Source organism: Streptomyces sp. NPDC102467 (assembly GCF_044765445.1).
GTDB lineage: Bacteria > Actinomycetota > Actinomycetes > Streptomycetales > Streptomycetaceae > Streptomyces.
Genome location: NZ_JBIWKA010000001.1, coordinates 489187 through 511481, shown reverse-complemented (window position 1 = coordinate 511481; position 22295 = coordinate 489187). Strand labels below are relative to the sequence as shown.

Sequence of the window (22295 nt, the reverse complement as noted above, 5' to 3'; positions counted from 1 at the left end):
GCTCCTTCTGGCTACGCTCCTTGGGACGTGGCCAGTCACGTACCTCGGTCACCGCGTCGATCGCCAACGGCCCGTACACGTGCGGGAATTCCTCCCCGCCTGGCGCGCCGGGCTCTACCCTGACCGGTACATCGAGGCGCTCCCGGTCGACGACGAGGACCACCAGCTCGCCGGGCGCGGCCTCGGTCCCGTAGAGCAACTCGGCGACACCGCGCAGCTGGTGCGGGAACGAGCAGTGGATGAAACCGACCTCCTCAAGGGTCTTGCCGCGGGTCGACATCGTGTACGCCCCTGTGACCTGGGCGTTCTCCCACAGGGCGCGCTCGGTGATGTGCAGCAGTTCGATCGCCATGCGCTCAATCTATGAGCCCGGCACCTCAGGAGAAGCGCCGGGCCGCACGAAGACGCGGATACCGCTGCTCCGGTTGGGTGGGCGTGCCGACGGATCCGGCAGGAAGCGCTACCGCTTCCTGCTGTACCGGCGGGCGATCGCGCCATTCCGGAAGGTGCGGTTCTCCGCGAGGTCGAACGCGGCGAGGTCGTACTTCCGGCCCGCGAACATCGGCATGCCACCGCCGAAGACCACCGGGTACGTCTTGATCACGAGCTCGTCGATCTCGTCCGCGAGCACCCCGGCCAGCTGCGCGCCACCGCAGAGCCAGATACCCAACTCGCTCTCCTCGGACTTGAGTTCACGCACTCTGCCGACGACATCGTCATGGATCAACGCCACGTTCGGGTGCGGTGACTCCTTGAGGGTGCGCGTCGCGACATACTCGCGCAGATGCCCGTACGGGCTGAGGAAGCCTGCGTCGATACCGACCTGATAGCTGCCGCGCCCCTGGATCACGGTGTCGTACTTCTTGTTCGCGACCCCGTCGAGGCCGAGGATCTTGCGGCCTTCCACCGAGATGGTCTCCGGATACTCCTCCATGAGGAACGCCCGGAACTCTTCGTCGACGTACGACATGAACATCATTCCGTCACCGGTCTCGTCGCCGATGAAGCCGTCGACGGACACGGCGACGAAGTACGTGAGCTTGCGCAAGCTGGTCTCTTTTCGTGGGCGACAAGGGCCGAACCACTTCAGTTATAGTGCTTCACTTGTAGTGGTTGCAAGGATTTTCCCGGGCCGGAGCGGGCCGGGACAGAACAGGCCAGGAAAGGGAGTCGGAGACATGGTGAGGAACCCGGAGCGCCGGGCCGCCCTCGTGGACGCGGCCGTCGACGTGCTCGCGGCCGAGGGCGCGCGCGGCCTGACCTTCCGCGCGGTGGACACGGCGGCGGGCGTCCCCACGGGCACGTCGTCCAACTACTTCACCAACCGCGACGATCTGCTGCACCAGATCGACCTCTGGCTGCACGAGCGGCTGGCGCCGGACCCCGAGGTCGTCGAGGAACTGCTGAAACGGCCGCGCGACCGGGACCTGGTCACCGCGTTCATGCACGACCTGATGGGCCGCGTGCAGGGCGACCGCACCGGGTTCCTCGCGATGATGGAGATGCGGCTGGAGGCGGTACGCCGGCCCGAACTGCGCGCGTCTCTGATGAAATCGCTCCGCGGCGACCTCGACTTCGGCATCGCGTTCAACGCCGAGTCGGAGCTGCCCGGCGGCGCCGAGGAGATCACCCTGCTCTACCTGGGCATGCTCGGACTCATCCTCGAGGAGCTCACGATGCCCGGAATGCTGGAGGGCGCGATCCCCGGCGTGCGTGTGCCGGACGGTGTCGTGGACCGTCTGGTCGAACGGATCGTGCCCGACGCGTGAGAGCCGCGCCTGACCTCAACCGGCTTGCGGTTCCCGCCACATGGGCCACAGTGACGTGCCGTCCGGCAGGTCGATCGCACTGCCGGTGAAGACAAAACCGAGCCGCTCGTACAGGGCACGGCTGCGCGCGTTGCTCGCCTCCAGGTAGGCGGGCAGGCCCTCGCTGTCGCAGCGCCGCAGGACCGGCGCCATCAGCGCGGTGCCCAGCCCCTCGCCCTGCCGGTCCGGCTTTACGCCGATCATCCAGAGGTAGACGTGCGCGCGTCCCACCGGGTGCGCGGCTTCCGTCAGCCGGGCTATCTGCTCGACCCGTTCATTGTCGGGATCGACAACGGCGCGCACCTGCGCGGGCCCATCCGCCTCGACACCGGACGCGTCAGCACCACCCGCCACCGCACCGGCCTCGTCCGGGTGCGGCTCGTCCGGCACGTCCATCCATAGCGCGACGGCCCCACCGTCCTCCGCGAGGTCGATGTACCCATCGGCGAGCGTCGCATCGGTGAACGCGCCCATCAGTCCCGCGTGCCGGGCCCGCCGGTACTCCTCGCCGGGGAACACCCAGCAGCTGACCGGGTCGTCCATGAACGCCTCGTCGAGCAGCCCCACGACAAAATCCCGGTCGCTCTCCCCGGCCCGCCGAATCCCCACGCCCACCCTGGATCCCCTCGCCCCATCCGCCCCAACAGGCCTGCCCTGTCGAGCCGTCGGCAGCCTAAGCGATCACCCCTCCACGCGAACACGGCCCCCGCTCCCACCCCGCCCTGCCCACCGGCGGAGCCATCAGTAACCGCGGCGCGTCACGAACTCCGCGAGCGACAGCAGGCCGCCCGCCGCCTCCGGTACCGGCACCGCCTGCGCCAACTCGTGCAGCGCCCGCGCCATCTCGTCCGCGGCCCGGGCCTGCGCCCAGTCGCGCCCGCCGGCCCGCTCCACGGCCAGCGCGATCGCCTCCAGCTCGGCCTCGCCCTCCTTTTTCGCGCCCGGTGGTCCGTACAGCGCGGCCAGTTCCCTTGCCGCCGGGCCGCCGGAGGCAAGCGCCGCGACGACCGGCAGGGATTTCTTGCGGACGGCCAGGTCGGCCCCGGCCGGCTTACCGGTGCGGGCCGGATCGCCCCATATGCCGATCACGTCGTCGATCAGCTGGAAGGCGAGCCCCGCCGCCCGCCCGAACGCGTCCAGCGCCGCGGCCGCCTCCTCGCCCGCCCCCGCGTACAGCCCGCCGAGCGCGCACGCGCAGCCGAGCAGCGCCCCGGTCTTGGCCTCCGCCATGGTCAGGGTCTCCTCCAGCGACACCTCCCCCGGGCCCCGCCGCTCCAGGGCCACATCCGTGGACTGGCCCGCGCACAACTCCACGACACAGGCGCCGAGTCGGGCCGCCGCGGCCGGCGCCGCCGGGTGCGGGTCCTCGGCGAGCAGCCGCTGGGCCTGGGCGTGCAGCGCGTCACCCGTCAGGATCGCGTCGGCGTCCCCGAACACCGTCCACGCGGTCGGCCGGTGCCTGCGTGTGGTGTCCCGGTCCAGCACGTCGTCGTGCAACAAGGTGAAGTTGTGGATCAGTTCCACGGCCACCGCCGCCCGCACCGCTCCCTCGGTCCGCCCGCCGAGGGCCCGCGCCGCGGCCAGGACGAGGGCGGGCCGCACGGCCTTGCCCGCGTTCCCCGCCGCGGGCGTGCCGTCCGCGTGCTGCCAGCCGAAGTGGTAGAGGGCGACACGGCGTATGGGCTCCGGCAGGGCCTCGACAGCCCGGCGCAGCTCGGGGTCGACCGACGCCCTGGCCTGCGCCAGAACCACCGCCGCTTCCTGCCCGTCCCCCGTCTCCTGCCCGTCCCGCGTTTCCCGCCCGCCCTGCGCCCCCGGCGCGCCCCGGCCCGCGCCGTCGGGCCCCGCGGCGGGTACGCCCCCCGCGCTCGACTCGGCAGCCTCTGCTGCCCCTCGCGTCTCCGTCGTCTCGGTCGTCTGCGTCATGGACTCACCCCGGAGAGGGTGCGGGCGGTGGCGGTTCCGCTGCTGCTGGGCGCGTACTCCTTCGGTGTACCCGCCCTGTCGGGCGGGGACACGACATGCCGGGGGCGGACCGTCACCGCCACCGGCCGATCTCGACGTTCTCCAGGACCCCGACGGCGTCGGGCACCAGAACCGCTGCCGAGTAGTACGTGGTCACCAGGTACGAGATGATCGCCTGCTCGCTGATGCCCATGAACCGCACCGACAGGCTCGGCTCGATCTCGTCCGGGATGCCGGACTGCCGCAGCCCGATGACGCCCTGCTCCTCCTCGCCCGTACGCATACAGATGATGGATGTGGTCCGCGCGTCCGAGACCGGGATCTTGCCGCACGGGTAGATCGGCACACCGCGCCAGGTCGGGATGCGGTGCCCGCCGACGTCGATGCTCTCGGGGACCAGACCCCGCTTGTTGCACTCCCGGCCGAACGCGGCGATCGCCTTCGGGTGGGCCAGGAACAGCTTGGAGCCGCGCCGCCTGCTGAGCAGTTCGTCCATGTCGTCGGGGCCGGGCGCGCCGTCGTGCGGCTGCAGACGCTGGTCGTACTCGCAGTTGTTGAGCAGGCCGAACTCCCGGTTGTTGACCAGCTCGTACTCCTGACGCTCCTTCAACGCCTCGACGGTCAGGCGGAGCTGATGCTCCGTCTGGTTCATCGGCTGGTTGTAGAGGTCGGCCACGCGCGTGTGGATGCGCAGCACGGTCTGCGCGACGCTCAGCTCGTACTCGCGCGGCGCCGACTCGTAGTCGACGAACGTGCCCGGGAGCATGGCCTCGCCCACGTGCCCCGCGGAGAGGTCGATCTCCTTCTCGCCGTAGGTGTTGGCCCGCTGCGACGGAACCGAGCGCAGCTGCTGGAGATGGTCGCGCAGTGCCTCGGACCGCTCCGCGATCTGCTCCAGGTCGCGGCGCGGCAGCGCGAGCACCGTGCACGCCGTGACCGCACGCGCCGTGTACTCCCAGATGCTCTCCGGGTCGAGCAGGGCCTGCTCGCCGAAGTACGCGCCGTCGGCCAGGACTCCGAGCGCCGCGTCGTCGCCGTACGGTCCCGACCCGATCTTCTCCACCCGGCCGTGCGCGAGCAGGAACGCCTCGTCCGCCTGGCTGCCGAACGAGGCGAGCACCTCGCCCGCCGCGAACTCCCGCTGCGTGCACCGCTGGGCCAGTTCGCCCAGGACGTCCGGGTCCTCGAAGCCCCGCAGGGCCGGCAGCTCTCCGAGCTCCGCCGGGATGACCCGGACCTGGTCCCCGGTCTTCACGAACTCGATCCGCCCGTCACCGACCGAGTAGCTCAACCGCCGGTTCACCCGGTACGTACCGCCCTGCACATCCACCCAGGGCAGCGCCCGCAGCAGCCAGCGGGAGCTGATCTCCTGCATCTGCGGTGCGGACTTGCTGGTGGTGGCCAGATTCCGCGCGGCGGATGTGCCGAGGCTCTTCTGCGACCCCGACTGCTCCGTGCGGACCTCTTCGCCTACCGACATGAAATGCCCTCCCGATCATGAACCGACGTGCCCGGGCAAGACTCCCAGCACGGAGCGTGCTCGCGCCATTACACAAACGAGCGGGAATGGATCTCGTCCGGATGGGGCATGGGCCGCGTTTTTCGGAACTCGGCGATCTCGGCGCGCGTTGATCGGGAAACGGCTGACAGCAGATATGAGGAGACGACCATGGCGGGCTTCCTGGACCGTGCCAAAGAGCAGGCGCAGCGCGGCCTGACGCAGGGCAAGCAGAAGCTGGACGACGTGCAGGCGCAGCGCGCAGGTGGCGATCTGCTGAAGAAGCTGGGCGCGGCGTACTACGAGGAGCGCAAGGGCACCGGCAGCCCCGACGCCACGCAGCGGGCGCTGCAGGCCCTCGAAGCGCACATCGCGACGAACGGGGACGGGTTCCTGCACAGCTGAAATCGTGCGCTCGCCGGCCTCCGATGTCCGGAACAGCTCGCACGGAATACGAACGAGTAGTCCCTGCGCGGCAGTTCTGGGTACAAGCAAGGCGTACGAGACGGCACGCGATCGGCGGCCGTCGCGCCTCGCAAAGGAGGCGGTCATGGCCCCACCCATGTCCGCAAGCAGTTTTCTCGCCGCTCTCAAGGACGAGGGGCTCACGGTGGTCGAAGTCGGCGACTGGGAGCATCACAACCGCAACACCAAGGGCGCCTGGGGCCCGATGAACGGTGTGATGATCCATCACACCGTCACCTCGGGGAGCGAGAGCACGGTCCGTATCTGCCGTGCCGGACATCCTGACCTGCCGGGGCCGCTGTGCCACGGCGTCATCACGAAGGACGGGCGGGTCCATCTGGTCGGCTACGGGCGGGCGAACCATGCGGGTCTCGGCGATGACGACGTGCTGCGCGCCGTCATCGCGGAGAAGGCGCTGCCGCACGACAACGAGGCGAACACGGACGGCAACAGCCGCTTCTACGGCTTCGAGTGCGAGAACCTCGGCGACGGAGACGACCCGTGGCCGGAGGCCCAGCTGGAGGCGATCGAGAAGGCGGCCGCGGCGATCTGCCGCCATCACGGCTGGACGGAGCGCTCGGTCATCGGTCACCTGGAGTGGCAGCCCGGAAAGATCGATCCGAAGGGCTTCACGATGGCGTCGATGCGGGCGCGCATCCACAACCGGCTCAAGTAGCGCAGCGAGACGCGTGCGGCGGCGGGCACCCGGACAGATGTCCGACAATGGCCGGGTGCCCCGCCCGAACACGGCCGATCTGCGCCCTCATCTGCCGTCTCCCCTCACCGAGGTCGACGACGACCGCTTCGCGGGCCGTGGTGTACGCCTGCTGCTCAAGCGGGACGACCTGATCCACCCGGATCTGATCGGCAACAAGTGGCGCAAGCTCGCCCCGAACCTGGCGGCGGCGCGGGGCCGCGCTCTCGTCACCTTCGGCGGCGCCTACTCGAACCATCTACGGGCCACGGCCGCCGCCAGCCGTCTCCTGGGCGTACCCACCCTCGGCATCGTCCGCGGCCAGGAACTCGCCGACCGCCCGCTCAACCCGTCCCTGAGCCGCTGTGCGGCCGACGGCATGCGGCTGAGCTTCGTCGACCGATCGACGTTCCGGAAGAAGAACGACCCTCAGGTCCTCGCCGCGCTCCTCGACGCCACCGGAGCCGCTGACGCGTACCTGGTCCCTGAAGGCGGCAGCAACTCCGTCGCCGTCGAGGGCTGCGCGGACCTCGGCCGTGAACTGCGCTGCCGCGCCGATGTCGTCGCCGTCGCCTGCGGCACGGGCGGCACCCTCGCGGGCCTTGCGGCGGGGCTCGCCCCCGAGCAGCGCGCCATCGGCGTCTCCGTCCTCAAGGGCGGCTTCCTTGCGGCCGACGTCCGTGCTCTGCAGGAGGCGGCGTTCGGCGGCCGCCGCGGCGCCTGGCGGGTGGAGGACCGCTTCCATTTCGGCGGCTACGCGCGCGTGCCCGCCGAGCTGTCCTCGTTCGCCGACGACTTCGAGCGGCGCCACGGCCTTCCGGTCGAGCGGCTTTATGTGGCCAAAATGCTGTACGCACTTGTCACTCTTACGGAAGAGGGTGCGTTCCCTCCTGGTACGACTCTGGCGGCCGTCGTCACGGGGGCGCCGTTCGAGGAGGCTCAGTCGTCGACCTCCCGGTAGGCGGCGGCCTCCTCCAGGTCGAGCTTGCGCAACAGCGTCCGCATCATCTCGTCGTCGATCCGCCGCTCGTCCCGCATCCGCACGAAGACCTCACGCTCGGCCGCGATCGCCTCCCTCGCGAGCCTGCGGTACGTGTCGTCGGCGGACTCCCCGGTCACCGGGTTCTGCTGGCCGAGCCGCTCCCACACGGAGTTGCGGCGCCGCTCCAGAACGGTGTGCAGACGGTCCTGGAGCGGCTGCGGGAGGCCGTTGCGCTCGTCCTGCATCAACGCGTCCACGCGCTCCTCCGCGGCGGTGGAGGCGACGTTCTGCGCCTGCGCCTCGGCGAGCGTCTCGGCCTGCGCGTCGCGCCCCGGCAACTTCAGGAACTTGATCAACGGCGGCAGGCTGAGCCCCTGCACGACGAGGGTGCCGATGACGGTGGTGAACGTCAGGAAGAGCACCAGGTTGCGCGCGGGGAACGGGTCGCCGTTGTCCGTGAAGGACGGGATGGAGAACGCGATGGCCAGTGACACCACTCCGCGCATCCCCGCCCAGCTCACGATCAGCGGACGCTTCCAGTCGCTGTCGACCTCCCGGTTCCTGATGCGCGATGACACGTACAGCGGCAGGTATGTGGCGGGATACGACCACACGAAGCGGACCACGACCACGAGGACGAACACCCCGATCGCGTACCAGACGGCCTCCGCCACGCTGTACTCGCCGAGGTCCTGGAGGACGACGCGCAGCTGCAGGCCGATGAGAGCGAACACCGACGACTCCAGGATGAACGAGACGACCTTCCATACCGCGGCTTCCTGGAGCCGCGTCTCGAAATCGACCTGCCAGGAGCGGTGCCCCAGGTACAGAGCCACGGTCACGACGGCGAGGACCCCGGATGCGCCCACCTGTTCCGCGGCCGCGTACGCGCCGAAGGGGATCAGCAAAGAGAGCGTGTTCTGCAGGATGGCCTCGGTGAGGTGCTTGCGCAGCCAGTGCAGCGGCACCATCAGCAACAGCCCCACCCCGACACCGCCGACGGCCGCCATCAGGAACTCCTGGATACCGTCCGGCCAGCTCGTCCCCTCTCCCACGGCAGCGGCGAGCGCCACCTTGTAGGCGGTGATGGCGGTCGCGTCGTTCACCAGGGACTCGCCCTGAAGGATCGTGGTGAGCCGCGACGGCAGCCCCACCCGGCGCGCGATCGCGGTGGCCGCCACCGCGTCCGGCGGCGCGATCACCGCGCCCAGGACGAGCGCGGCGGTCAGCGGCAGATCCGGGATCAGTTGGTACGCGAGCCAGCCCACCGCCACCGTGGCGAACAGGACGTAGCCCACGGAGAGCAGGGCGACGGGCCGGATGTTGGCCCGCAGGTCCAGATAGGAGCTCTCCAGGGCCGCGGTGTGCAGCAGCGGCGGGAGGATCAGCGGCAGCACGATGTGCGGGTCGAGCGCGTACTGCGGGATCCACGGCACATAGGAGGCCGCCAGGCCGACCGCGACCAGCAGGAGCGGCGCCGGCACCGGTGTCCTGCGTGCCGCCCCCGCCACCGCGGCACTCGCCGCGATCAAGCCCACCAGTGGCAATACGTCCATGGCCCGCAGCCCTCCGCCGTCTTTCTCGCGCCGCCCGTCGTAACCTGGCCATCATGAACGAGTGCCAGCATGTCGACGCGCTGCCGCACACCGAGCCGACTCCGCTCAGCGAGACCTGTCTGGAGTGTCTGGCCGTGGGCAGTCACCCTGTGCAACTACGGCTGTGCCTGATCTGCGGTCACGTCGGCTGCTGCGACTCCTCGCCGTACCGGCACGCGACGGAGCACTTCAAGGAGAGCGGCCATCCGGTGATGCGCACCTTCGAGCCTGGTGAGAGCTGGCGCTGGTGCTTCGTGGACGCGTTTCTCGTCTGACGCGGACGCTCCGCACCCGTGTCGGGGTTCGACCGCCGGGCGCCTGGGTACGTCAACCCGGCGCCCGCTCTTTCCAATTGGGCCCGCACACCCTCTAGCCACTGTCCGTACCCGTAGGCTTACTATGAGTGACAGCACTGGGCCGGGGGTCCCCGGGACAGGAAAGTCGGGCGCGCGGTAGCGTCACCGCAGATATATGTGGCGCATCACCCGGGGGAGGACCCCCGGAGCCCGAAAGTGCTTGTACCACCTTGGAGGTGAGGGTGTCCCAGATCGCAGGCGAGCCCGGGAATCAGGACTTCGTGGAAGTCCGGCTGCCGGCTGCGGGTGCCTACCTGTCGGTGCTGCGGACGGCCACGGCCGGTCTGGCAGCGCGTTTGGACTTCACCCTCGACGAGATCGAGGACTTGCGCATCGCGGTCGACGAGGCCTGCGCGATCCTGCTTCAGCAGGCCGTCGCCGGCTCCGTTCTCAGCTGCGTGTTCCAGCTCGTCGACGACTCCTTGGAGGTGACGGTCTCCGCCCCGACCACCGACGGCCGGGCCCCGGAGCGCGACACCTTCGCCTGGACAGTGCTGTCGGCCCTCGCGGGCCAGGTCGACTCCACCGTGGCCGATGACAACACCGTCTCGATCAGCCTCTACAAGAAGCGCGGCGCGGGCCCCGGCCCGGCGTGAGGAACGGGGGCGGTCCGGTGCGGGACGACAAGCGCGGCACACGGGATCTACCGGCCGACGGCACGACGGGGGTGCGTCGGGTGACCGCCGGCGTCCCCGAGCAGCAGGCCCGGCCGCACCCGGAGGACCCGGCGGCCGACGCGCCACAGCAGGCAGCGCCGACTTCCGGAACCGGGCTTCGCGGGAGGCCTGGGGGATCGGACGCGCGACGGGCGGGATTGATGAGCGACCACGAGCGACACGGTGAGCGGCACGGCCGGCACGACCCGCGGGACCGCAGCGCCGCACGGGCGATGTTCATCGAGCTGCGCACTTTGCCGGACGGCAGCGCGGAGTACGCGGAGATGCGCAATCAGCTCGTGCGCATGCATCTGCCCCTGGTCGAGCACTTGGCCCGCCGTTTCCGCAACCGCGGGGAGCCGCTGGACGACCTCACCCAGGTGGCGACGATCGGCCTGATCAAATCGGTCGACCGCTTCGACCCCGAGCGGGGCGTGGAGTTCTCCACGTACGCGACCCCGACGGTCGTCGGCGAGATCAAGCGGCACTTCCGCGACAAGGGCTGGGCCGTGCGCGTACCGCGCCGCCTCCAGGAGCTCCGCCTGGCCCTGACCACGGCGACGGCTGAGCTGTCCCAGCGGCACGGCCGCTCCCCCACGGTGCACGAGCTGGCCGAGAAGCTGGCCATCTCCGAGGAGGAGGTCCTGGAGGGCCTGGAGTCGGCCAACGCGTACTCCACGCTGTCCCTGGACGTCCCGGACACGGACGACGAGTCCCCGGCGGTCGCCGACACCCTGGGCGCCGAGGACGAGGCGCTGGAGGGCGTCGAGTACCGCGAATCCCTCAAGCCGCTCCTCGAAGACCTGCCGCCACGCGAGAAGCGCATCCTTCTGCTGCGCTTCTTCGGGAACATGACGCAGTCACAGATCGCCCAGGAAGTGGGCATCTCCCAGATGCACGTGTCGCGTCTGCTGGCCCGCACGCTGGCCCAGCTGCGGGAGAAGCTCCTCGTAGAGGAGTGACCTGCGAGAGCGTAGGCAAACGTACGCAGTCGTAAGCAGTCGTACGTATGTGAAGGCGCCCGGTGCGTTCACCGCACCGGGCGCCTTCATGTCCGCCGCTCGATCGCCTACTTGGACTGCGGCGCGCTCCCCGGCGTACGGATGCCCAGCGCGCGCGTGGTCGCCGGATTGACCAGCAGCACGAGCGCGGCGATCGCCACCGCGGCGAGCGCGATCCCGCCGGGGATGGCCACGCTGTCGGCCTGCAGCAACGTATAGGCGACCGGCAGCGCCATGATCTGCGTGATGATCGCGGGGCCGCGGCTCCAGGCCTTGCGGGCCAGCAGCCCGCGCGCGGCCAGCAGGGGCAGCAGCGCGAGCACGATCAGGGTCACACCGCCGGTGACGGCCTGCTCCGGGTTGTCGGGGTTTCCCGCCATCCCGGCGACCAGCATGGAGATGCCGCCCGCGACGAGCGCCGCTCCTTCGAGTCCGGCCAGGGCCGCCGCGGCGGTCAGCCGACCGGGGCGCGGGCCGTCTTCTGTGGAGTTCTCGGGGGCGGGATTCTGCTCTGAGGTCACCTTTGCAGGGTAGCCCCCAGCCACCCCGCCCCCGCAGGACGCTAGGTACTCTGCATCGCATGCGTGCACTTCTTGTGGTCAATCCAGCGGCAACCACCACCAGTGCGCGCACGCGCGATGTCCTGATCCACGCGCTGGCGAGTGAGATGAAGCTCGAGGCCGTCACCACGGAGTACCGCGGCCACGCCCGCGACCTGGGCCGGCAGGCCGCCGAGAGCAAGGACATCGAGCTGGTCGTCGCCCTCGGCGGCGACGGCACGGTCAACGAGGTCGTGAACGGGTTGCTGCACCACGGCCCCGACCTCGACCGCCTGCCGGGCCTGGCAGTCGTCCCCGGCGGCTCCACGAACGTCTTCGCCCGCGCCCTGGGCCTGCCGAACGAGCCCGTGGAGGCCACCGGGCAGCTCCTGGACGCCCTGCGCGAGAGCCGCGAGCGCACGGTGGGCCTGGGCCTCGCCGAGGGCACCGCGGGCACGGAGGACGAGGCGGTTCCGTCCCGCTGGTTCACCTTCAGCGCGGGCCTCGGGTTCGACGCGGGCGTGGTCGGCCGGGTCGAGCAGCAGCGCGAGCGGGGCAAGCGTTCGACCCATGCTCTGTATGTGCGACAGGTCGTACGTCAGTTCCTCGGCGAAGCCGATCGCAGACACGGCACGATCACGCTCGAACGGCCGAGTGAGGCTCCGGTCACCGATCTGGTCGTCTCCATAGTCAGCAACACGTCCCCGTGGTCCTTCCTCGGCAATCGGCCGCTGTATCCGACCCCGCGGGCGTCCTTCGACACCGGCCTTGACGTGCTCGGACTCAAGAAACTGTCGACTCCCGCCGTGGCCCGGTACGGCACCCAGTTGCTGACCTCCTCACCCGAGCGCGGACCGCACGGTAAGAACGCGGTTACGCTCCATGACCTCACTGACTTCACCTTGCATTCGAAGGTGCCCCTGCCCCTTCAGATGGACGGTGACCACCTGGGGCTCCGGACGAGCGTGACGTTCACAGGCGTACGCCGTGCACTGCGTGTGATTGTGTGAGTGGAAGGGCCCAAAGTCCTTTATCTCGAACGTTTGGGCCAGGCTCCACCCCATAGAAGTACGGCTGTGACCTAGCCGACACCGAGGAATCAAAAAAAACTTTCCTGAAGGGGTTGTATCCGCCGCCGAGGTTTGCGAATCTCTACATGGCGCTCGGGACGGCCCGCAACATCGGCCCCACAGAGAGCCCGAATCCCCTCCTCAAAGCAACGGACAACCGTCGCAGATGTGACGTTCGTCCCTTCACTTGTTGAGGGATTCGTGAAAGCGTTCACATTCACAAGCAACCCGCACGTAATACCAAGGAGAGGTAGCAGCCATGGACTGGCGTCACAACGCCGTTTGTCGCGAGGAAGACCCGGAGCTGTTCTTCCCCATCGGCAACACCGGTCCCGCGCTGCTGCAGATCGAGGAAGCCAAGGCCGTCTGCCGCCGCTGCCCCGTCATGGAGCAGTGCCTGCAGTGGGCGCTCGAGTCCGGCCAGGACTCCGGCGTCTGGGGTGGCCTCAGCGAGGACGAGCGCCGCGCAATGAAGCGCCGCGCCGCTCGCAACCGGGCCCGTCAGGCCTCCGCCTGATCCCCCACCCCGTTCGAGCCTGAGCCCGGCGGCGCGTACAGCGAGTACGCATCTCCCGCCCCCGAGCCGCAGCGCGCAGTACCACCGATGCTCCCCCAGGCTCAGCCCGGGACATGACCCGAGCAACGCGAGCAGTGAGCCCCGGACCGTCCAACGGTCCGGGGCTCACTGCTGTTTGCGTCCGCGCGGCGTCTACGCGCCCGTACCCGGGACTACTTGTGAGGGGGCACCGGAATGTCGAGGATGACCCGGGTGCCGCGCTCGGGAGCGGGCACCATGTCGAACGTGCCACCCAACTCGCCCTCCACCAAGGTGCGTACGATCTGCAGCCCCAGGTTGCCGGCCCGCTTCGGGTCGAAGTTCTCGGGCAGGCCGACCCCGTCGTCCTGGACGGTGATCAGCAGACGGGCATCCTTGCTCGTACCGCCGCGCACGGCCGAGACCTCCACGGTGCCGGTGTCGCCCTGGCGGTAGCCGTGCTCCAGCGCGTTCTGCAGCACTTCGGTCAGGACCATCGAAAGCGGGGTCGCCACCTCGGCGTCCAGAATGCCGAAGCGGCCGGTGCGCCGGCCCGTCACCTGGCCGGGCGAGATCTCGGCGACCATGGCGAGCACCCGGTCGGCGATCTCGTCGAACTCCACGCGCTCGTCCAGGTTCTGGGAGAGCGTCTCGTGCACGATCGCGATGGAACCCACGCGCCGGACGGCTTCTTCGAGCGCCTCGCGCCCCCTGTCCGACTCGATGCGCCGGGCCTGGAGGCGGAGCAGCGCGGCCACGGTCTGCAGATTGTTCTTCACCCGGTGGTGGATCTCCCGGATGGTCGCGTCCTTGGTGATCAACTCCCGCTCCCGTCGCCGCAGTTCGGTGACGTCACGGAGCAGGACCAGCGACCCGATGCGCGCGCCCTTGGGCTTGAGCGGGATCGCGCGCAGCTGGATCGACCCCTCCTCACCCTCGATCTCGAACTCTCGCGGCGCCCATCCGCTGGCCACCTTGGCGAGCGCCTCGTCGACCGGCCCGCGGGACGGGGCGAGTTCGGCCGTGGTCTTGCCCAGGTGGTGCCCGACCAGGTCGGCCTGGAAGCCCAGCCGGTGGTACGCCGACAGCGCGTTGGGTGAGGCGTACTGCACGACACCGTCGGCGTCGAGCCGGATCAGTCCGTCGCCCACGCGTGGGGAGGCGTCCATGTCCACCTGCTGGCCGAGGAACGGGAACGAGCCGGCCGCGATCATCTGCGCCAGGTCGGAGGCCGACTGCAGATAGGTCAGCTCCAGGCGGGAGGGCGTACGAACACTCAGCAGGTTCGTGTTGCGCGCGATGACGCCGAGGACCCGGCCCTCCCTGCGGACCGGGATGGACTCGACCCGCACCGGGACCTCCTCGCGCCACTCGGGGTCGCCTTCGCGCACGATGCGGCCCTCGTCGAGCGCGGCGTCCAGCATGGGGCGGCGGCCGCGCGGCACCAGGTGCCCGACCATGTCGTCCTGGTAGGAGGTGGGTCCGGTGTTCGGCCGCATCTGCGCCACGGAGACGTAGCGCGTGCCGTCCCGGGTGGGGACCCACAGGACGAGGTCGGCGAAGGAGAGGTCGGAGAGCAACTGCCACTCCGAGACCAGCAGGTGGAGCCACTCGAGGTCGAGGTCACCGAGAGCGGTGTGCTGGCGTACGAGATCGTTCATGGAGGGCACGAGCCGAGGTTACCTGGCGGTCGGCACGGCCCCGAAAAGACCGACGGGCCGCGGCGCCGGGGGGAGGGACCCTCGACCCTTTCCCAGGCACCGCAGCCCTTCAGGTGCATCGGCTCCCAGGTGTGCGGTTCCCGGCGGCCGATCGAGGATCCACCGCAGTCAGGGCAGAGAGCGCGAATCCTCTGTCCGTCCTCCTGTGCGGGGAGGGCGGAGGTCTTCATTACGCATTGTGGACTAGACCATTCTCCCATGTCTATGCGTCGGCAGAGGTTTGTTGTCGTCTCTTCCTCCGAGACCCGGCACGGTCCGGGGCCCCTTCCGACATCGATGTCCACCCTCACCCACGGGCGCCGGAACCCGCTGGTTCACCCCCGGGCCCGATGAGGCCCGCGCCCCGCCTCTCCGACATGCCAAGCCCGCACCCAGCGCCGAGCATGGACGTAATGGGGCGCTCAGGGACTGACCCGCGAGGGTGCGCTCTGCTAGATTGGTCTATACCACATACATCTCAGGCTCCTCTGACCAGAACGGCAGGCCCAGCGTGGAAGTTGTGATCGTTCCGGACGCCAAGGCAGGTGGCGAGCTGATCGCCGAGGCCATGGCCCAGCTGCTGCGGCGCAAGCCCGACGCGTTGCTCGGCGTGGCCACCGGCTCGACCCCGCTGCCCATCTACCAGGCGCTGTCGGCCAAGGTGCGCGCCGGTGAGGTCGATGCGACGAAGGCCCGCATCGCCCAGCTCGACGAGTACGTGGGGCTGCCGACGGGGCACCCCGAGTCGTACCGGGCGACGGTGCTGCGCGAGGTCGTGGAGCCGCTCGGGCTGAACGAGAAGTCGTTCATGGGCCCGGACGGCAGCGCCACGGACGTGCAGGCCGCGTGCGAGGCGTACGACAAGGCGCTGGCCGACGCGGGCGGGGTCGACCTGCAGCTGCTCGGGATCGGGACCGACGGACACATCGGGTTCAACGAGCCGTGCTCGTCGATCGCCTCGCGGACCCGGATCAAGACGCTGACCGAGCAGACCATCGCGGACAACGCGCGATTCTTCGACGGCGACCTCAGCCAGGTGCCGCGGCACGTCATCACGCAGGGCATCGGCACGATCCTGGAGGCCCGGCACCTGGTGCTGCTCGCCACCGGCGAGGGCAAGGCGGGCGCGGTGGCCGCGACCGTCGAGGGGCCGATCGCCTCGGTCGTGCCGGCGTCGGCGCTGCAGCTGCACCCGCACGCGACGATCGTCGTGGACGAGGCTGCCGCCTCCGAGCTGAAGCTCGCGGACTACTTCCGGCACACGTACGTCAACAAGCCGGAGTGGCAGGGCCTGTAGACGGGTCGCGCACGCGCATACGTAAGGCGCCGGTCACGCACACGCACGCGCATACGTAAGGCGCCGGTCACGCACATGCACACGTAAGGCTCCGGACACGCACGCGCACACGTAAGGTGCCGGTCACCCCCGCCCAGGGTGACCGGCACCTTACGTATCGCCACTGCCGCGTGCCGTGTCGGCTAACCGCCGACGATGACCTCCGCGGCAGCGATCCCGCACACCCGTGCCGCGCCGCGCGTGGCGATGTGCGGTGCGCCCCGCGGCGGGGCCCCGGGCACGCCCATCTCCACGACCACCGTGTCGGGGCGCGCGGCGAGCAGGGCGTCCAGGGCCTCGGTCATCCACGCGTGCCGGTGCTCGTCGCGGACCACGGCCACGATGCGCCGCTCGCCGGCCGCGGCCAGGGCGGCCGCGCCCGCGTCAGGCCCTGTGTAGGAGCCGGTGGTGGTGCCGGGCAGCAGCCGTTCGAGTTCGGCGGCGACGCCCCACGGGGTGTCGTTGCCGACCGCGATGTTGGCGTCCGGGGAGAACGACGCGACGTGCACAGGGCCGGTCACCGGCGGGGCGGCGAACTCGCCGCGGGTGACCGTGACCGCACGACGGGCCGCGACCAGCCCGATGTCGGCACGGGGCGCACCCCCGGCCGCACCCTCCGCCGCACGCGCGGTCCACTCCGCGAGGTCGCGCACCCGGGCGGCCGCGTCCGCGAGCCGTTCCTCGGGCAGTTCGCCGGAGCGTACGGCGGCGACGATGGCGTCGCGCAGGCCGGTCACCGTTCCCTCGTCGTTGAGCCCGCCGCCCACGCAGATCGCGTCGGCCCCGGCGGCGATGGCGAGGACGCTGCCGCGCTCGATCCCGTAGGCCGAGGCGATGGCCTGCATCTCGATGCCGTCGGTGACGATGAGGCCGTCGTAGCCGAGTTCCTCACGGAGCAGGCCCGTCAGGATGCGGCGGGAGAGGGTGGCCGGGCGGTCCGGGTCCAGGACCGGGACGAGGATGTGGGCGCTCATCACGGCCCGGCTGCCGGCCGCGATCGCCGCGCGGAACGGGGCGAGGTCGCGGGCGTGCAGCACGTCGAGGCCGACGTCGATGAGCGGCATGTCGTGGTGCGAGTCCACGCCGGTGTCGCCGTGCCCGGGGAAGTGCTTGGTGCAGGCGGCGACGCCGGCCGCCTGCATGCCTTCCACGTAGGCGGCGGTGTGCCGGGACACGAGTGCGGTGTCGGCGCCGAAGGAGCGGACACCGATGACCGGGTTGTCCGGGTTGGCGTTGACGTCGGCGGACGGCGCCCAGTTGAGGTTGACGCCGCACTCGGCGAGCCGCCGGCCGAGCTCGAAGGCGACTCCCCTGGTGAGTTCCACGTCGTCGACCGCGCCGAGGGCGTGGTTGCCGGGGAACGAGGAGCCCGTACGGACCTCGAGGCGGGTGACGTCGCCGCTCTCCTCGTCGATGGCGACGAGGAGGTCGCCGCGTTCCGCCTTCAACTGGGCGGTCAGCGCGGCTACTTGATCGGGGGTCTGGATGTTGCGGCCGAACAGGCCGACCGACGCGAGGCCCTCACCGAGCCGGCGCAGCACCCAGTCCGGGGCGGTGGTGCCGGCGAAGCCGGGCTGCAGGACGGTGAGCGCGTCGCGGGTGAGCGTGTCGACGCCGCGGGTGACAGTGGTCATCGGTTGGCGTTATCCCTTCACGGCGCCGGCGGTCAGGCCCGCGGCCATCTTGCGCTGGACGAAGAGGAAGAGGACGACGATCGGCACGGCCATCATCGTCGAGCCCGCCATCATCGGGGCGTACTCGGTGCCGTGCTTGGTCGTGAAGTTGGCGAGCCAGACGGTGGCCGTCTGGTGCTTCTGGCTCATCAGCATGAGGGCGTACAGGTACTCGTTCCAGGCCTGGATGAAGCCGTAGACCGAGGTGGCGACCATGCCGGGGGCGAGCAGGGGGAAGACGACGCGGATGAAGGCGCCGGTGCGGGTGCAGCCGTCGACCTGGGCGGCCTCTTCCAGTTCCTTCGGGATGTTGACGATGAAGCCGCGCAGCGTCCACACCGTGAAGGGGAGGATGAAGGTCAGGTACGTGATGATCAGGCCCGTGAGCTTGTCGTACTGACCGAGGTCGTTCAGGAGCAGGAAGACCGGGATGATCATGGCGACGAGCGGCACCATCTGCACGGCGAGGATCGCGACGATGACGATCTTGCGGCCGCGGAAGGCGAACCGGGAGATCGCGAGCGCCGCCAGCATCCCGACGGCGATGCCGATCACGACGACGACCAGCGAGACGAGGAGGCTGCGGCCGACCGGGCCCCAGAAGTCCGCGATGTTCAGCGCGCGCCGGAAGTTGTCGAGCGTGAACCCGGTCGGGAAGATGCTCGGGTCGGGGTCGATGGCGTCCTTGGCGGGCTTGAACGCCGTGTTCACCATCCAGTAGACGGGGAATCCGGCCACCAGGAAGACGAGCAGACCGACGATGTTCCAGCCGAACTTGGTCTTCCGGCGCTGCCGCGCGGGCGCGGCGGACGTCTTGACGGGAGCTGGAGCCTTGGCGGGGGCGGTGGTGGCGGGGGCGCTCACTCGACCTCTCCGATCTTGAGCATCTGGCGCATGTAGACGGCGACGACGCCGAGCAGCAGGATCACCGTGAGCAGCGCGATGGCCGAGCCCTGGCTGTAGTCGTTGACCTGGAACGCCCGGTCGTACGAGTAGGTGGTGAGCAGCTGGAACTCGTCCTCGGGGTGGCCGTTGCGCATCACGAAGACCTGCGGGAAGACACCCATGTCCCAGATCACCGAGAGCGTCGCGAGCATCACGATGATGGGCTTGAGGATCGGCAGGGTGACGTAGCGGAAGACCTTCCAGGCGCCGGAGCCGTCGAGGCGCGCGGCCTCCTCCAGCTCCTTGGGCACCTGGGTCAGTCCCGCGCTGAGCGTGATGACGACGAAGGGCACGGCGCCCCAGATCACCAGGAGCATGATCACGGCGAGGCCCTGGGGGCCGCTGGCGAACCAGTTGTGGCCGATCATCTCGACGCCGGGCAACTTGCTCAGCAGGGCGTTGAGCACGCCGTAGTCCGAGTCGAAGAGCCACTTGAAGACGGTGGTCGCCACGATGATGGGCATGCCCCACGTCGCCACGAGGGCCACGTTGATGAGCATCTTCACCCAGCCGGAGACCTTCTGCAGCAGCAGCGCGATCAGCATGCCGATGACCATCGTGAGGATCACCGCGCCGGCGGCGAAGACGATGGTGCGGACGACGACCTGCCAGAACTGGCTGTCGCCGAGGATCGCCGTGAAGTTGTCGAAACCGACCGACTCGGGGTCCTGGAAGCCCCACAACTGGGACTGGCCGAACTTCTGGAACGAGAGCGTGACCAGGCGGACCAGCGGGTAGCCGAGGACCAGGACAAGGATTAGCAGACACGGCGCGAGCAGCGCCCATGGCGTCGCGGAGGATGCACCCGACCGCTTCTTGCGTGGCAACTGCGGGGGCACGCCTCCCCGTTCTGGCGACGCTGCCGGCCGCGATGGCGGCGTCTTGGCGGTCGTCGTGTCTGCGGCACTCATCCGCGCACTCCTCAGCGGTCCCTCAAGTTGTGCAAAGCCGGTTGTGCAAAGCCGAACGGGCGGGACCCTGCCCGAAGGGGCGGGGTCCCGCACTCAGGTCACTTGGTGTTGATGACCTTGTCGATCTTGGCGTCCGCTTCCTTCGCGGCGTCCGCGACCGACTTCTTGCCGGTGCCGATCGCCTGCAGCATGGTCTGCAGGACCTGGGCCTTCTCGACCTGACCCCAGCCCGGGGCCATGGGCACGAACCAGTTGGACTCGGCGGCGGTGGCGGGGACCTCCGTCTTGGGGTCCGCCTTCATCGTCGCGAGGTCCTTCTTGTTGTTCGGCAGGTTGCCCTTGGCCATCAGGCCCTTCTGGCCCTTGGCGCCGGTGAAGGCGTTGATCCACTCGCCGGCCACGGCCTGCGCGTCGGACTTCACCGGGACCGCGAGGTCCGAGCCGCCGAGGAAGACCGGCATCGCCTTGCCGGACGGACCCGGCATCACGAAGTTCTCGAGGTTGTCCTTGAGCTTGCCGGTCTTGTCGTTCTTCGGGTCGGCGGAGGTCGCGCCCTCCCAGGCCGCGCCGAAGATCATGTTCGACTTGCCCTGGCCGTAGACGATGTAACGGTCGGACTCGTCCTTGGTCTTGTCACCGTGCATGTACTTGTCGATGACGTTCTTGAACTCGGTGAGGCCCTTCTGGGACTCCGGCGAGGAGAGGTTGGACTTCCACTTCCCGCCCTCCTCCTTGGCGATGGAGCCGCCGGCGTCGTAGACGAAGGACATGGCCGCGTACCAGTCACGCGTCGGCTGGAACCAGGAGTTGAACTTGTCACCCTGCTTCTTCTGGATCTTGTCCAGGTCGCCGGTGAGCTCCTTGTACGTCTTCGGCGTCGTCTTGACCCCGGACGCGGACGCGATGTCCTTGCGCCAGGTCGCGATGCGGCCACCGGCGTAGTACGGCACACCGTAGGTCTTGCCGTCGTACGTCACCGAGGCCTTGAGGCCGTCGAGCCACTGGTCCGAGTTCTCGAACTTCGCCGTGTCGACGGGGGCCAGCGCACCCTTGACCATGTAGCTGAGCATCTCGGTGTTGCCCATCTCGACCACGTCCGGCACCTTGTCGGTGGCGAGGACGGCGTCGAGCTTGGCGGGCTTGTCCGGCCAGCCGTAGTACTCGTGGTTGATCTTGATGCCCGGGTGCTTCTTCACGATCGCCGCGTCCGCGGCCTTGACCAGCTCGGGCCAGTTGTTCTGAGCGTCGACCGTCAGCCAGACGGTCAGCTCCTTGGCATCCGCCCCCGCGTCACCCGACTTGCTGTCACTGTCGCCGCACGCGGCGACCGAGACCATCATGCCCGCGATACCCATTGCCGCAATCAGCTTGCGCTTCACGTCACCCTCCTCAGGGATGCCAGCAACCCCCCCGCCCACCGCGGTGACTTGAAACGAGTACGACCTGTGGGGCTGGGACCTGGTCATTAATGGTTTAGACCAGTACCCGGAGCTTGGCCCAGACCAATAGACGTGTCAAGGGTGGCCGAGAAAGGTCCCCGCGTCCGTTATCGGAACGACACCCGCCCGACGGCGCAAGGGTGTTGGGCCGCCCGCGGGACCGCTCCCATCGTCCGGTGCGTGGACTAGACCAGACCGTCACCGGACGGTATAAGAAGGGATCACGGAGCGTACGGGGAGTCCCCCGGAGCGAGCCGTGCCACGATGTGAGCCGTGGCCGATGGGTACGTCGGCCGCTTCGGCACCGGAGTCGGGAAGGCGGAGCATGAGCACCGACGTCAGCAGTGCGGAGAACGAGAGCGGGGCGCCCGTCCGTACCGCACGCGTGCCCAAGTACTACCGCCTGAAGAAGCATCTGCTCGACATGACGGAGACCCTGCCGCCGGGCACGCCGGTGCCGCCGGAGCGCACGCTCGCCGCCGAGTTCGACACCTCCCGCACCACCGTGCGTCAGGCGCTGCAGGAGCTGGTCGTCGAGGGCCGCCTGGAGCGCATCCAGGGCAAGGGCACGTTCGTCGCCAAGCCCAAGGTGTCGCAGGCGCTCCAACTCACCTCGTACACCGAGGACATGAGGGCGCAGGGGCTCGAGCCGACCTCGCAGCTGCTCGACATCGGGTACGTCACCGCCGACGACACTCTGGCCGGGCTGCTCGACATCTCCGCCGGTGGACGCGTGTTGCGCATCGAGCGGCTGCGGCTGGCCAGCGGCGAGCCGATGGCCATCGAGACCACCCACCTTTCGGCCAAGCGCTTCCCGGCCCTGCGCCGCTCGCTCGTCAAGTACACGTCCCTCTACACGGCGCTCGCCGAGGTCTACGACGTACGGCTCGCCGAGGCCGAGGAGACCATCGAGACGTCGCTGGCCACGCCGCGCGAGGCCGGCCTGCTCGGCACCGACGTGGGCCTGCCGATGCTGATGCTCTCCCGCCACTCGATCGACGGCTCGGGCCTGCCGGTGGAGTGGGTGCGCTCGGTGTACCGGGGCGACCGGTACAAGTTCGTGGCGCGACTCAAGCGGCCACTGGACTGACCGGACTGACTGGACTGACTGGACTGGCCGGACTGAC

Annotated in this window: 22 protein-coding genes and 1 pseudogene; 11 read left to right on the top strand and 12 right to left on the bottom strand. The window is 69.5% G+C overall.

Annotated elements, in window-relative coordinates; genetic code table 11:
• Positions 1-22: 22 nt before the first annotated feature.
• Together ACIREE_RS02290 and ACIREE_RS02285 are read right to left on the bottom strand one after the other, a co-directional pair.
• Positions 23-352: pseudogene (locus tag ACIREE_RS02290) on the bottom strand (DUF952 domain-containing protein); the annotation flags it as partial.
• A gap of 108 nt (positions 353-460) precedes the next feature.
• Positions 461-1048, bottom strand: coding sequence for a dihydrofolate reductase family protein (locus ACIREE_RS02285; protein WP_404145004.1), 588 nt, complete (start codon positions 1046-1048; stop codon positions 461-463).
• A 130-nt stretch (positions 1049-1178) separates the two neighbouring features.
• Between ACIREE_RS02285 and ACIREE_RS02280 the strand changes: the two genes are divergently transcribed.
• On the top strand, positions 1179-1769 hold the full coding sequence (locus tag ACIREE_RS02280; RefSeq protein ID WP_404145002.1) for a TetR/AcrR family transcriptional regulator: 591 nt from the start codon (positions 1179-1181) through the stop codon (positions 1767-1769).
• Between the two features lie 15 nt (positions 1770-1784).
• Here ACIREE_RS02280 and ACIREE_RS02275 read toward each other — a convergent pair whose 3' ends face one another.
• From ACIREE_RS02275 to ACIREE_RS02265, 3 genes are all read right to left on the bottom strand, one after another.
• The gene (locus tag ACIREE_RS02275; protein WP_404145001.1) at positions 1785-2423 is read right to left on the bottom strand and encodes a GNAT family N-acetyltransferase; all 639 of its coding nucleotides are present in this window, start codon (positions 2421-2423) and stop codon (positions 1785-1787) included.
• A 126-nt stretch (positions 2424-2549) separates the two neighbouring features.
• A complete protein-coding gene (locus tag ACIREE_RS02270; RefSeq protein ID WP_404144999.1) occupies positions 2550-3734 on the bottom strand; it encodes a family 2 encapsulin nanocompartment cargo protein polyprenyl transferase in 1185 nt (394 codons plus the stop codon).
• A 112-nt stretch (positions 3735-3846) separates the two neighbouring features.
• Positions 3847-5253 carry a family 2B encapsulin nanocompartment shell protein gene (locus tag ACIREE_RS02265; RefSeq protein WP_404144997.1) on the bottom strand — a complete coding sequence of 469 codons (1407 nt, stop codon included), beginning with the start codon at positions 5251-5253 and terminating at the stop codon, positions 3847-3849.
• A 189-nt stretch (positions 5254-5442) separates the two neighbouring features.
• Between ACIREE_RS02265 and ACIREE_RS02260 the strand changes: the two genes are divergently transcribed.
• The 3 genes from ACIREE_RS02260 (at position 5443) to ACIREE_RS02250 (ending at position 7391) form a co-directional block, all read left to right on the top strand.
• Positions 5443-5676, top strand: coding sequence for a hypothetical protein (locus tag ACIREE_RS02260; RefSeq protein ID WP_404144995.1), 234 nt, complete (start codon positions 5443-5445; stop codon positions 5674-5676).
• Positions 5677-5821: 145 nt separating this feature from the next.
• Positions 5822-6412, top strand: a complete 591-nt coding sequence (locus ACIREE_RS02255; protein ID WP_404144993.1) for an N-acetylmuramoyl-L-alanine amidase — start codon at positions 5822-5824, stop codon at positions 6410-6412.
• Positions 6413-6449: 37 nt separating this feature from the next.
• A complete protein-coding gene (locus ACIREE_RS02250; protein ID WP_404144991.1) occupies positions 6450-7391 on the top strand; it encodes a 1-aminocyclopropane-1-carboxylate deaminase/D-cysteine desulfhydrase in 942 nt (313 codons plus the stop codon).
• On the opposite strand, the gene ACIREE_RS02245 is transcribed toward ACIREE_RS02250, so the two are convergent.
• Positions 7370-8968: a Na+/H+ antiporter gene (locus ACIREE_RS02245; protein ID WP_404144989.1), complete on the bottom strand. Its 1599-nt coding sequence runs from the start codon at positions 8966-8968 to the stop codon at positions 7370-7372. The two genes, ACIREE_RS02250 and ACIREE_RS02245, sit on opposite strands and share 22 nt — an antisense overlap.
• Before the next feature lie 53 nt (positions 8969-9021).
• Here ACIREE_RS02245 and ACIREE_RS02240 point away from each other — a divergent pair, with 53 nt between their 5' ends.
• The 3 genes from ACIREE_RS02240 (at position 9022) to ACIREE_RS02230 (ending at position 10981) form a co-directional block, all read left to right on the top strand.
• Entirely contained in the window at positions 9022-9282 is a 261-nt protein-coding gene (locus tag ACIREE_RS02240; protein ID WP_404144987.1) for a UBP-type zinc finger domain-containing protein, read from the top strand.
• Positions 9283-9545: 263 nt separating this feature from the next.
• Positions 9546-9959: an anti-sigma regulatory factor gene (locus tag ACIREE_RS02235; RefSeq protein ID WP_404144986.1), complete on the top strand. Its 414-nt coding sequence runs from the start codon at positions 9546-9548 to the stop codon at positions 9957-9959.
• Complete coding sequence (locus ACIREE_RS02230; RefSeq protein ID WP_404144985.1) at positions 9956-10981, top strand: RNA polymerase sigma factor SigF; 1026 nt, start codon at positions 9956-9958, stop codon at positions 10979-10981. The genes ACIREE_RS02235 and ACIREE_RS02230 overlap by 4 nt, the downstream gene beginning before the upstream one ends.
• A gap of 107 nt (positions 10982-11088) precedes the next feature.
• Here the strand turns inward: ACIREE_RS02230 and ACIREE_RS02225 are convergent, their stop codons facing one another.
• Positions 11089-11541: a hypothetical protein gene (locus tag ACIREE_RS02225; protein ID WP_404144983.1), complete on the bottom strand. Its 453-nt coding sequence runs from the start codon at positions 11539-11541 to the stop codon at positions 11089-11091.
• A 59-nt stretch (positions 11542-11600) separates the two neighbouring features.
• Between ACIREE_RS02225 and ACIREE_RS02220 the strand changes: the two genes are divergently transcribed.
• On the top strand, positions 11601-12569 hold the full coding sequence (locus ACIREE_RS02220; RefSeq protein WP_404144981.1) for a diacylglycerol/lipid kinase family protein: 969 nt from the start codon (positions 11601-11603) through the stop codon (positions 12567-12569).
• A gap of 319 nt (positions 12570-12888) precedes the next feature.
• Positions 12889-13146, top strand: a complete 258-nt coding sequence (locus ACIREE_RS02215; RefSeq protein WP_016639615.1) for a WhiB family transcriptional regulator — start codon at positions 12889-12891, stop codon at positions 13144-13146.
• 212 nt (positions 13147-13358) lie between these two features.
• Here ACIREE_RS02215 and ACIREE_RS02210 read toward each other — a convergent pair whose 3' ends face one another.
• The gene (locus tag ACIREE_RS02210) at positions 13359-14825 is read right to left on the bottom strand and encodes a sensor histidine kinase (RefSeq protein WP_404145325.1); all 1467 of its coding nucleotides are present in this window, start codon (positions 14823-14825) and stop codon (positions 13359-13361) included.
• A 550-nt stretch (positions 14826-15375) separates the two neighbouring features.
• On the opposite strand from ACIREE_RS02210, the gene nagB reads away from it, so the two are divergent.
• A complete protein-coding gene (gene nagB, locus ACIREE_RS02205) occupies positions 15376-16161 on the top strand; it encodes a glucosamine-6-phosphate deaminase (protein ID WP_404144980.1) in 786 nt (261 codons plus the stop codon).
• Positions 16162-16343: 182 nt separating this feature from the next.
• Here nagB and ACIREE_RS02200 read toward each other — a convergent pair whose 3' ends face one another.
• The 4 genes from ACIREE_RS02200 to ACIREE_RS02185 form a co-directional block, all read right to left on the bottom strand.
• On the bottom strand, positions 16344-17834 hold the full coding sequence (locus tag ACIREE_RS02200; RefSeq protein ID WP_404144978.1) for a glycoside hydrolase family 3 protein: 1491 nt from the start codon (positions 17832-17834) through the stop codon (positions 16344-16346).
• A gap of 9 nt (positions 17835-17843) precedes the next feature.
• On the bottom strand, positions 17844-18737 hold the full coding sequence (locus ACIREE_RS02195) for a carbohydrate ABC transporter permease (protein WP_404144976.1): 894 nt from the start codon (positions 18735-18737) through the stop codon (positions 17844-17846).
• On the bottom strand, positions 18734-19729 hold the full coding sequence (locus ACIREE_RS02190; RefSeq protein ID WP_404144974.1) for a carbohydrate ABC transporter permease: 996 nt from the start codon (positions 19727-19729) through the stop codon (positions 18734-18736). The genes ACIREE_RS02195 and ACIREE_RS02190 overlap by 4 nt, the downstream gene beginning before the upstream one ends.
• Positions 19730-19827: 98 nt before the next feature.
• On the bottom strand, positions 19828-21108 hold the full coding sequence (locus ACIREE_RS02185) for an extracellular solute-binding protein (RefSeq protein ID WP_404144972.1): 1281 nt from the start codon (positions 21106-21108) through the stop codon (positions 19828-19830).
• Between the two features lie 385 nt (positions 21109-21493).
• On the opposite strand from ACIREE_RS02185, the gene ACIREE_RS02180 reads away from it, so the two are divergent.
• Positions 21494-22258, top strand: coding sequence for a GntR family transcriptional regulator (locus ACIREE_RS02180; RefSeq protein WP_404144970.1), 765 nt, complete (start codon positions 21494-21496; stop codon positions 22256-22258).
• Positions 22259-22295: the final 37 nt, after the last annotated feature.